General features: G+C 67.1%; 12 protein-coding genes. 11 read left to right on the top strand and 1 reads right to left on the bottom strand.

Annotated features, from left to right (window positions below; all coding sequences use genetic code 11):
* Positions 1-34 precede the first annotated feature (34 nt).
* The 3 genes from IU448_RS20810 to IU448_RS20800 all read left to right on the top strand — a co-directional run bounded on the left by IU448_RS20810 (position 35) and on the right by IU448_RS20800 (position 3,424).
* Entirely contained in the window at positions 35-1,765 is a 1,731-nt protein-coding gene (locus tag IU448_RS20810; RefSeq protein ID WP_195057313.1) for a hypothetical protein, read from the top strand.
* Positions 1,762-2,502 carry an ESX secretion-associated protein EspG gene (locus tag IU448_RS20805; protein WP_195057312.1) on the top strand — a complete coding sequence of 247 codons (741 nt, stop codon included), beginning with the start codon at positions 1,762-1,764 and terminating at the stop codon, positions 2,500-2,502. Before IU448_RS20810 ends, IU448_RS20805 begins: the two co-directional genes overlap by 4 nt.
* Before the next feature lie 154 nt (positions 2,503-2,656).
* Positions 2,657-3,424: an ESX secretion-associated protein EspG gene (locus tag IU448_RS20800; RefSeq protein ID WP_195057311.1), complete on the top strand. Its 768-nt coding sequence runs from the start codon at positions 2,657-2,659 to the stop codon at positions 3,422-3,424.
* 240 nt (positions 3,425-3,664) lie between these two features.
* Here IU448_RS20800 and IU448_RS20795 read toward each other — a convergent pair whose 3' ends face one another.
* Positions 3,665-4,231 carry a hypothetical protein gene (locus IU448_RS20795; RefSeq protein WP_195057310.1) on the bottom strand — a complete coding sequence of 189 codons (567 nt, stop codon included), beginning with the start codon at positions 4,229-4,231 and terminating at the stop codon, positions 3,665-3,667.
* Positions 4,232-4,717: 486 nt separating this feature from the next.
* Here IU448_RS20795 and IU448_RS20790 point away from each other — a divergent pair, with 486 nt between their 5' ends.
* The 8 genes from IU448_RS20790 (at position 4,718) to eccB (ending at position 10,513) form a co-directional block, all read left to right on the top strand.
* Positions 4,718-6,052: a hypothetical protein gene (locus IU448_RS20790; RefSeq protein ID WP_195057309.1), complete on the top strand. Its 1,335-nt coding sequence runs from the start codon at positions 4,718-4,720 to the stop codon at positions 6,050-6,052.
* Positions 6,049-6,396, top strand: coding sequence for a hypothetical protein (locus tag IU448_RS20785; RefSeq protein WP_195057308.1), 348 nt, complete (start codon positions 6,049-6,051; stop codon positions 6,394-6,396). Before IU448_RS20790 ends, IU448_RS20785 begins: the two co-directional genes overlap by 4 nt.
* Positions 6,389-6,718, top strand: coding sequence for a YbaB/EbfC family nucleoid-associated protein (locus tag IU448_RS20780; protein WP_195057307.1), 330 nt, complete (start codon positions 6,389-6,391; stop codon positions 6,716-6,718). The genes IU448_RS20785 and IU448_RS20780 overlap by 8 nt, the downstream gene beginning before the upstream one ends.
* Positions 6,719-6,730: 12 nt before the next feature.
* Positions 6,731-7,042 (top strand): type VII secretion target, encoded by a 312-nt coding sequence (locus IU448_RS20775; RefSeq protein ID WP_195057306.1) that lies wholly within the window; start codon positions 6,731-6,733, stop codon positions 7,040-7,042.
* Positions 7,039-8,289 carry a hypothetical protein gene (locus tag IU448_RS20770; protein WP_195057305.1) on the top strand — a complete coding sequence of 417 codons (1,251 nt, stop codon included), beginning with the start codon at positions 7,039-7,041 and terminating at the stop codon, positions 8,287-8,289. The genes IU448_RS20775 and IU448_RS20770 overlap by 4 nt, the downstream gene beginning before the upstream one ends.
* Before the next feature lie 67 nt (positions 8,290-8,356).
* The gene (locus IU448_RS20765; RefSeq protein WP_195057304.1) at positions 8,357-8,680 is read left to right on the top strand and encodes a WXG100 family type VII secretion target; all 324 of its coding nucleotides are present in this window, start codon (positions 8,357-8,359) and stop codon (positions 8,678-8,680) included.
* 38 nt (positions 8,681-8,718) lie between these two features.
* Entirely contained in the window at positions 8,719-9,024 is a 306-nt protein-coding gene (locus tag IU448_RS20760) for a WXG100 family type VII secretion target (protein WP_195057303.1), read from the top strand.
* Between the two features lie 73 nt (positions 9,025-9,097).
* Positions 9,098-10,513: a type VII secretion protein EccB gene (gene eccB, locus IU448_RS20755; protein ID WP_195057302.1), complete on the top strand. Its 1,416-nt coding sequence runs from the start codon at positions 9,098-9,100 to the stop codon at positions 10,511-10,513.
* Positions 10,514-10,518: the final 5 nt, after the last annotated feature.

Genomic DNA, 10,518 nt, shown 5'->3' with positions numbered 1-10,518 from the left:
ATTCGAGGCTCGGGTGCAGTGAGGTGGATTCTGGATGGCCGGTGGTGGGACGACCTGGCAGGGCCTGGTGGGCAGTGCCGCGAACGGCGAGATCCTCATCGACGAGGAGGTTTTCAACAAGCTGAACTCCGCGGTGTACGACCTCGTCGGTTGGATACGCGGGGTGCAGGAGATGGCGCGGGCGGTGCCGATTCAGCAGGTGAGCCCGTTGCCGGACGGCGCCGATGTGGCCCGGACCTTCGGCGTCAAGACCGCGCGGGGGCTGGCCGATGTGCTCGACTCCCATCTCACGGTGCTCACCGATATGGCTGATACCTTGCGCGCTGTCGGAACCCATTACCGATACACCGAATACCTTTCGTCGGATTCGCTGAGCAAGACCATCATGCACATGCCGCTACCCGAGGGCGTGCGGGACGTGCTCGTAGCACCGGAGAAGTCGTTTCTGCGGGACGCCGACACCGAGAAGGTCGAGGTGGGGTGGGTCGATCCGCAATCCATGACGTTCGACGAGCTGTTCGAGCTCGGAGCCGGAATAAACACAGTTTCGGTGAACGCGACCTCGGAGCTGTGGACCACGATGGCGGCGACATTGCGTAACTCGTTCGGCGTGTTCGATACCGCGGTCGGGTCGAAACAGGACCAGTGGCGTGGGGAAGGGGGCGATCGGGCGTTCGCGGCGGCGCGCCGATACGCCGACGACGTGAACAACCTGCTCGACGCCATGTCCGGGATCGTGGCCAAACTCGATGACGCGAGGGACGCGCTCGGGCAGACCGCCGGCGCGATGCCGCAAACGACCGATGTCGACGAACTGGTCAAATTCACGATGACGCCGGTCTACCAGTCCTTCATGCAGGCGCTGTACACCGGACCGCTGGGGGCGGCGGTCCAGCTGCCGAAACTCCCTCAGCCCACGTCGATGATCTCCGGAAACGGCGGTTCCCCGCCTCCGGGGGCGCCGCCCAGTGGGCCGGGCGCCGACCTCACCGACAACGACCGGCCCGGTGCCGGCCCGCGACCGGGGCGCGACGACGATATCGTCGGCGATATCGCCGAATTCGGCCCGGACGGACCCGCCGATCCCGATGCGAGTCCACCCGTCGACGGCGCCGATCCGCTGCCCGCCGACGACCTGCCCGGGCCTGGGGCCAGTACCCCGGGCGACCTCCCGGACGCCGGCCCGGTGTTCGGAGATTCCGTGGGAACTCCCCGTTCCGGGGATCTCGGCGATCCGGCGAATCCCGGTGCCGGAAATCTCGGGAACCCCGCCGGCGACCTCGGCCCGGCGGAACGCGGACTCGATCCGTCCGGGCCAGGTCCGCGAACCGGCGACCAGCCGGGATCACCGGTCGGGCCCGACTCATCGGTCGGGGGCCCGGGTGTCGCGCCGTATCTCGGTGGACCGGGCCCCACGCAGGCCACCGGCAATCCGTCGAATGCGCGGCCTTTTCCAGGCCGGGTCGGCGCTACCGGGCCGGGTTCCGGTAGCGCGGCACCCGCCCGGGCCGCCGAGCCGGTGCAGCGCCCGGCCGCGGCCCGCCCCATGGCCCGGGCCGGAATCGGCCCGGACGATGCGGTGCGGGCCGGCTCGCGCAGTGGGGTCCCCGGTGGGCCGGGCGCGTCCGGACCGGTGGCGGGCCGCCGCCGCGACGGCGAGGACGAGCAAGAACACAAATCCGCGGATTACCCGGAATCCGAAGAACCGTTGAACGAGGCGATCGGTCAGCTGCCACCGGTGTACCGGCCGGTGATCGACCGATGAGCCGGACATGGGCACTGACCGCGCTCGAGTTCGTGGTTTCCTGGGAGAGGACGGGCGAGCAGTTCCTGCCCGAACCGCTGTTCTACATCTCCGAAACCCGTCTGCTCGCCGACTCCGAACGCCGGAAGCGGGCGACCGCAGAGGAACTGCGGGCCCGCGGAGGCGGGCTGCCCGAGCCGGTCCTCGCCTGCCTGGCCCACCCGGATCTGCGGATCACCGTGGTGGGCGCGGATCGGCGCGCATCCGGCGAACCGAGCCGTCAGATACGGATGCTGGGCGTCCGGCAGGGACCCACCGGATACCTGGTGACCCAGTTACCGGGCGAATCGGCCCGCCGGGGCGGGGGTTTCCGCATCACCGAAGGTGACGCCGTGGAATTGGCGACGCAGGTGGTCACGGCCCTGCCCGCTGCCGCCCCCGGCCGGCGCGGTGAGATCGTGTTGCCGAGGGTGGGTTTCGAGCTCGATACGGCCGTACGAACGCGCGGCAACCGGTTCTTGCGACTACCCACCGCGTCGGAGGGCACGATCGATGTGGTCCAGGGCAGTTCGCGCTACGGTCCCCGTGGCATCGCCCGGCGGACCCTGCGCTGGCGCGATGTGGTGGACGACGGCCGTTACGCACTGGCCGGAGAGCGACCGGATGCCGCTACAGCGGTAGACGCGAAAGTCCTGACCGCAGCGGTGAACAACGCGGTCGCGCAGGTCGTGGCGTCCATTCGCGACGAGCGGACCTGAACGCCTTTCTCGCCCCCGCCTCCACGTTATCCCCTGCTGTGGGAAGTCTCATTGCCCCCGCTGGAAGCATGAAAAGCAAACGTTCACTGACCAAGGAGTGTGGGCGATGGGCGGGTCGATCGGCACCTGGAACTTCGACTATCTCGAGTTCGCTGTGCGCTGGGAGGGCCTGACCGGGGAAGGGCTGCCGAATCCGCTTATCATCACCACCGACATCGAATCCCACGATGCTTATATGACTGCCCGTCGGCGTGTAGCCGCAGAGATCAACACGCAGGACGATCCAGAGCTCGATGCCGTTCTTCTCGCGTTGACCCGGCCCGAAATCGTTGTGGAGATATTCGGAATCACAGCGCCGGATACCGGTGACGAGCGGGCGATTCGCGTTTATGCGGCGAGCGCCGGGGGGCGCTGCTTCACCGTGCGGCAGCGCCCGGGGAAGAGTATCTTTCACGCGGCCGGCTTCACCGTATCCGAGCACAACCCGGCTGCCTGGGCAGCGGATATCGTCGGCTTTCTCCCCGCCCTGGGGCCCGGTCGGCAAGCGATGGTTCCGCTTCCCGACCCTGACGGGCCGCAGGACATAACTGAAGGGATCGATTACGGCTACGGACGATCGGAATTCCGGGACTCGTTCGATGACAGCGCGACGGAGAACCACTCGGGTTACCTGGACAAACCGATCACCGGAGCGGGTTCGATCGATGTGATTCAAGGGCGTTCGATATTCGGTCCCGCTGGTCGGGGCCGGCGTGCCGTCGGCTGGCGTGATCTCGCTGACGATGGTCGCTACACCATCGTCTACCGGGCTCCCTGTGCGGCCAGGGCCGCCGATACCGCATCGTTCACGGCGCTGCTGACCGATGAAATCGAGGAGATTCAGTTGCTCGTCGACGACGAACGACGGAGTGTCCACGGATGACCCGCTTCCTGTGGGCGGAGCCGGCGGCGGGGGCCGACGATGGCCGGTAATCGAGATGGCCTGCAGCAGCTCGTACAGCAGGCGAAAGCCGCCAACCAAGGCAGTGGCAAGAACATAACGTTCGACCCGGGAGTAGGCCCGAAAGCTATTCATGCGCTGGAAGGGGCGAGTGCAGCACTGGAAACCATCGTCCGGAACGCGGGACAATTGAAGGTGCAGCAAGCCGAGTTCGGTAATATTTCAGGATTCGCCGGCCAGGAACTGAAGGGGATGTTCGTCGAGGAGAAAAAACGACTCGTCGACGGGCTCGAGGATTTGGGTGTCGCATTCGAACGTATGCAGGATCTCTTCTTTTTCACGAGCAAGGAATATCAGAGGACCGAAGCGGATTCGGCGAATGGCTTCAAATTCGAGGATAGTGTGCTCGACGATAATAAGAAGGCGTACAGATACGATAGTAAAGAACTGTCGGACCTGGTAGAGGGGCGGCGGTTCGCCTCCTCCGACATAGGAGCGTCGGGAGATATCCTCAAGGATAAACCGGAGAGCGGCGTCGAAGTGCGAAACGTAAAGGACGCGTCGTTGCTGCCGCCGAAGGACGCGATGATGCCGGTGCCGCTGGCCCAGTTGGCGGATACGATAAACCATGCACCGCTGGAGGCGGATTCCCGTCTGTGGTTCTCGATGTCTCAGCAAATGACGAAGCTGGCCGGGCAATTCACCGAAGATATGAACGGTGCCCTGAAGTTTTGGGAAGGGCGTGGTCAGCAGGGCGCCGTCGAAGCAATTGAGTCCTATATCGCGCATATGAAGGGCTTGACTCGAAGTATGACCAGTATGGGTGAGGTTCTCGCGTACACCGCCGGATGGCTCTGGGCCACCTGGAAGAATATGCCGGCAACTGGTGAGCCCGTTGATACCTCGCGTTCTGGGCGCACCAGAGAAAAGGTGTACGAGACCAACGGTGGCGACGGTGGTGAGCGGGGCGGGCGTAGTGTGCAAAAATCGTTGTCGGTAATTCGGATCGACTATGAGAACCTCTACCGGAAACCGATGGCTGCTTCATGGGTTCCGGTAGTCCCGGAGTACCGCAGGAAACCCGGCGCGGGGCCGCAGAAACCAGGCGATCAGGATCCGAAGAACAGCCCCGGAGACAAGGAAAACCCCGCTCCCGGCGCGAATCCGGGAGGAAACCCGGGCGCTGGTCCGACCGCTGGGCCCGCAGCTCCCCCTCAGCCCACGAACCCAGGCCCGACCGGGCAGAACGAAAAGCTGGACAAAGCCTTCGGCAACGTGGACACGGCCGCCAAGGACCTGCAGAAGAACTTGGACAAGATCGAACAGGGCGCCACACAGATTCAGAAGGGCCAGACGGCTATCGGCGACGGCGCCCAGCTCATCGCGCAGGGTAACCAGCTGAAACAGCAGGCTGCGCAGATGCGGGCGGCCGGGCGGATCCAGGAGGCCGATGCGTTGACGGCGCAAGGGCAGCGGTTGATCACCCAGGGGAGGGAGAAGGTCGACGACGGGCGGAAGCTGGTCACCGCAGGGCAGCGGGATATGAAAACCGGCCTGGCCGAGACCAAGAAGGACGCGAAGGAACTCGCCCGCGCGGAGAAGGCGCTGCGCGAGGCCGGAAAAGACTTGCCCGCCGAACAGCGGAAGTCCGTCGATCAGGCTGTCGACAACGCCGAGAAGTTCCGCGGATCCACGGTTGAGCAGGCCGAGAAGCTCACCGAGGATTACATCGACGCCGGTGATCAGCTCCTGAAGGACAGCAAGGATCTGCTGGACAACCCCGACCGGACGGAACCTGCCGCCACTGCGATCCCCGGCTCTGCCGCCGATCCCGCCGCGACCCCGGCACCCGGCGCGACCGCCGATCCCGCAGCGCCGCTCGCCCAGCCCGCGCCGACCGCGGACCCGGGAGCCACCCCGGGCGCGCCGCCCGCCGCGCAACCGGCGGCCGCCGTCCCGAATCCGGGCGACCTCGGTCTCCAGAACACCGCCCCCGGCACGACACCCGTGGCCGCACCGACCGACCCCGGCCTCACCAACCCCGCCGCGACACCGGCGAATCCCACCGCAACACCGCAGGCCGGTCCCGTGACCCCCGGCACCGGGCAGAACCCGTTGAGCCAGCTCGCCGGAGTGGCGCAGCAAGTGGGCAGTTTCGTCCAGCAGGCGGGACAGGGGCTGACCAACCTGATCCAGGCAGGCGCCATCCCGAACATGCCGCTTCCCGCGGTGCCCGATATCCCGGCCGCCCTGCGGGATCTCGGCGGGGGCGCGCCCCCGGGCGGGCTCGGCGGCGGCGGTGGGGCGCCGGGTGCGGGCCCCGCCGGGGTGCCCACCGGGCAGCCGCTCGCACCGGCCCGCGAGTTCGGGCCGAACATACCGGTCCAGACCAGCACTCAGGCCACCGGAGTGGAACCGCGAGCCGGAGTTCCGTTGGGAGCCCAGCAGCCGATGATGGGATCACCGGGTGCGCCGGGCGCGGGTGCGGGCGCAGGGCAGGGTGGTCAGGACGGCGAGCACAAGCGGCCGAAGTTCCTGCAGTCCACCGAACATCTCGAGGAAGCGCTGGGCGAGGCCCCGGCCGTGTACAAGGCGGTGATCGATCGATGAATCCGCCCGAACCCGAATACTTCACCGGCTCGGCGACCTCACGCACCGGCCTGGTCACCGTGCAGACCACGGAACTGGGTCTGCCCACCGCGATCTCGGTCTACGAGGTGGCACTACGCGGTGATCCGCATGTGCTGGCCGACGAGATCAAACGGCTGTGCCGGCAATCCGCCAACCGTGCGCGCCTGGCACGGCGCAACGCGCTGGTGGAGGCCGGTGCCGACCGTGAAGTGCTGGACCGGCTCGGGTTGCCCACGGCTGCGGAGGTCGCGCTCGCGGAGGAGGCCGACGAACAATACGGCGGCTACGACCCGGGTAGCTGGGTGCGGGGGTCCTATGGCTGAGCAGGCGAGTGTTCCGGGAAATGAGATCGATGCCGTGCAGGCGCGGCTGGTCCGGCACGCGGAGCGGCTGTCGGCGCTGCGGGATGAGCTCGCGGCGATCCGGGTGGCCGAGACGAGCGACGGGGGCGCGGTGACGGTGGTGGTCGACGGTAACGGCGCACTGGTGGATCTGACGCTGTCGGGGGCGATTGCCCGGATGCCGGCCGCCCGGTTCGAGCGGCAGCTGGTGGCGGCGGCTGCCGCCGCGGCCGAACGCGCTTTCGGAATCCAAGCGGCATTGATCGATTCGTTCAACAACACCGATTCGTTCGACGACACCTAGAAGAGGTCGACCATGAATGACATTCGCATCGTTCCCGATGCTTTCCGGCAGTACGGTTCCGTGAACGCGACCCAGGCGGTGACGGTGACGACCGCGGGCGCCGTGGACCAGGCGGCCACCATCGCGGCGGCGGCCCCGGTGTTCGGGCCGATCGGCGCGGATTTCCTGGCCGTGTTCGCGGCGGCGCAGGCCAATCACGTCCACGCGGTCGGGCAGCTGGCGGGGGTGCATGCGGCCGCCGCGGCCACCGCGGGGATTGCCGCGACGGCGGTGGAGATCACCGAAGCCGGGTCGGCCACGAGTTTCACCACCCTGCAGGCATGAACGCGATGCCCGCGCCGCTGGACCCGGCAGTGGCGGAGGTCCTGCGCCGGTCACCGGTGGGCCCGCTGGGCGGGCAACCGGTCGAGCAGGTGCTGGCAGGTCTGGGTGTCTCTCTCCCGCAGTTTCCGCCGCTACCGCCGTTACCCGGGTTGCCGCCGACGCCGGCGCTGGATCCGGTGGCATTGCTCGCGCCGATCACCGATATGCTCGGCCAATTCGGCTCCGGCCGGCTCGACCTGCTGGGCGGGGTGAACCCGCAGACGGTGCTGTCGCAGATCGTGAGCGGCCTCTCCCAGGTCGTCTCGCTGGGTTCGTCGGCTATCGGGCTGCTGTCCGGGCTGGCTGGGCAGGCGACCCAGGCGGCGGCGACCAAGAGCACTCAGGCGCAGTCGGACGCGGTGGAGATCTCGGCACAGGCGACGCAGATCAACACCATCGTGTCCGAGGCTGCGGCGGCGGTGCTCACCGGTAACGCGCAATTGGCGGCGATCGCGGCCAAACTCGCCACCACGACGGCGATGCTGGCGGCGGTCCCGGGCGGGCAGCCCGCAATCGCGGCCGCGGCGGCCACGGCGGCCGCCGAATCGGCGGCGGTGGTGGCGCAGGTTCGCTGTGTCCTGGAAGCCTGCAAATGCCAGATGGAGGCCGCCGGGCAACCGGTCGCGGTGACGAGCGCTCCGAATACCACGGCGGCCGGTGGTGGGCAACAAGGGTTGCAGCAGATCATGCAGGTGGTGCAACCGGTGGCCGGTTTGGTGCAGCGTGGCGTGCGGGAGGCCGAGCGGATCGCGGGCGGGCAGCACCCGCCTCGGGCGGCCGGCGACACCTCGAGCCCGTTGGCGCCGTACAGCGCCGGGACCGCTGTAGCCGGTGGTCTTGCGGCCGCAGGCGGGAACGCCACTTCGCCCGGATCGCGCACTGTGGCTGTACCGCGACCGTTCCAGCACAACGTCCTGCGGGCGAGTATGCCGATCCAGGCGGACATGGCCGCCGGAACCGGTACCACCAGCGCGGCGGTCCAGGAAAGCCGCACCAGCCAAGCGATGAACTCGGCGTCCATGATGCCGCTCGCAGGTCCGATGGCCATGGGTGCGCGGGCCGGGGATCCCGGTGAGGAACAGGAACATCGTCCTGTTGTCGCGGCCCGCGGCGAGGAGGTGAACGACACAGCGTTGGATTCGGCGACACCGGTGATAGGTGCAACCGACGAATTGTCCGAGCCGCCCGATCGAGCCCTCACATTGTGAACACCGGCCGATCGCGCATCAAAAACTATCCGCATACATCGAACATCCAAGGAAAGGAAGTGGAGAGATGACTACTCCCAACGAGACGGATCTGCTTCACGACAGCGTGGCGGTCGACAACGCGAAAAACGACATGTCGTCGTTCGTTGTCGACGCGATCCGCATCACGGCACGAAATCTGCAGGCCGATGTCGAGGCCTCGGCGCCGTCCTGGGCGGGCGACGCGCGCACGGCGTTCGTCGAATTCCAGAATCGGCTGAACGCCAGCATCGTCAATTTGAACAGCAGGCTGGACGAACTGACTGTAACCATGGGAACAGGAACGAAAAAGGTGCTGGCTCAGGAAGTCGACGCCTCATCGATGTTCACGAACTTGGCTCAGCAGGCCTGACCGGAGATTCCGAGTACACCACCGACGACAGGACGACAATGGCTGCAAATGATGGATTGACCCACTACAACCACGCGGGCATCGACGCGCTGGTTCAGATGTTGAACGGGCACTACGACGGCTTGACCCGGCACGAACAGTCGGCGAGAGACTTCGACAAGAAATTGATGGAGGTGTGGGGTGGCCAGGGCCATGCCGGTTACCAGCGCGCGTTCACGAACATGATGGCATCGCTCAACGAAATCCAGCAGGTGCTCGCGAAAGGTACGAGCAAGGTGGTCGAGGCGCAACTCGGAATGAGGCAAACCGACCAGCAGATCGCGGATATGTTCGAGCCTCTGTGAATTCGGGCAATTCGAACGGGCCCGTTCCCAGGAAGGGGCCCGTTCGCACGACCGCACTTCGAGGAGTGACCTCTTGCCTGCCCAACTGACCACCCGCGCCCAGGTCAACGGATACCGCTTCCTGCTGAAGCGGATTCAGCACGCCCTGGTGCGCCGGGATGTGCGGATGCTGCACGATCCCATGCGCGCGCAGATCCGGTCGATGGTCGTCGGGCTGGTGTTCGCGGTGCTGATCGTCGCCGGCTGCGCCATCCTCGGGCTGATTCGGCCACAGGGGCAGGTGGGGAACGCGAAGATCGTGACCGGTAAGGACACCGGTGCGCTGTTCGTCATGGTGGATGGCACTCTCCATCCGGTGCTCAATGCGGCGTCGGCGCGGTTGATCACCGGATCCACCGAGAAACCGGCGTCGGTCAAGGAATCCAAACTGGCCGAGTTCCCGCGCGGGCCGCTACTGGGTATCCCGGGTGCTCCCGTCGCCCTGCTCGGGTCGGCGTCGGACTCGCGGAATTCGCAGTGGAGTCTCTGCGAATCGACCACCCCGGTCGGCGGGCTGTCCCGGATCGTGGTGGCGGGCGCCCCGCGTCTCGACGAGACCATACGCCCGCTCTCCGGCGACGAAGCCGTGCTGGTGTCGGCGGCCGGTAAGAACTACCTGCTGTGGGACGGTCGCAGCGCCGAATTCGACCCGGGTAACGACGCGGTGACCCGGGCGCTGGGGTTGCGGTCGGGAACCCGGTTCCGGGAGGCCGGGGTGGGGCTGCTCAATGCCACTGCCCCCGTGCCGCCGCTGACCCCGCCGGTTATCGAGCGGGCCGGGCAGCCGGGACCGGTGCCGGGCACCACCATCGGTTCGGTGATCAAAGTGGCGGGGCCGGACAGCGCCGAACTCTACGTCGTGGTCGCGGGCGGCGTACAACGGATCACGCCGTTCACCGCCGAAGTGATCCGGTACGCGGATTCTCAGGGATTGAGCGAGGTTCCGGCGGTGCCGCCGGATGCGTTGCGCGGTGTCGCGGTGGTGGAGGAGTTGCCGGTGGGCCTGTTCCCGGCGACCCGACCGCGGATCGTTTCCCCGGACGTCCCGGTCGTGTGTGTCGCCTGGTCCCGGGCCGATACCGCGCAGACGGCGACACTGCGGTTGCTCACCGGGCAGATCTGGCCACTGCCCGACACGGCCGTACCCGCGGTCGCGGCGAGTGCCGGATCCGATACCGATCGTATCGATGCGGCCTATATCCGGCCCAGTTCCGGCGAATTCGTTCAGGTCACCGGGAACCTGCCGGACAGTGCGCGCCGGGGCGCCCTGTACTACATCGCCGATACCGGAATTCGTTACGGCATACCCGATCTAGCCACCGCGGAAATCCTCGGGCTGGGGCGGGAGCCGGCCCCGGCACCCTGGCAGATAGTCGGGCAGCTCGTCCCGGGCCCGTCGTTGAGCCGTGCCGCGGCGCTGGTGGCATACGACTCGCTCGCACAGGAATAGATGAA

The sequence above is a fragment of the Nocardia flavorosea genome (genome assembly GCF_015477805.1).
GTDB lineage: Bacteria > Actinomycetota > Actinomycetes > Mycobacteriales > Mycobacteriaceae > Nocardia > Nocardia flavorosea_A.
The sequence above is the reverse complement of the archived record's forward strand: the minus strand, read 5'-3'. Positions and strand labels throughout refer to the sequence as shown.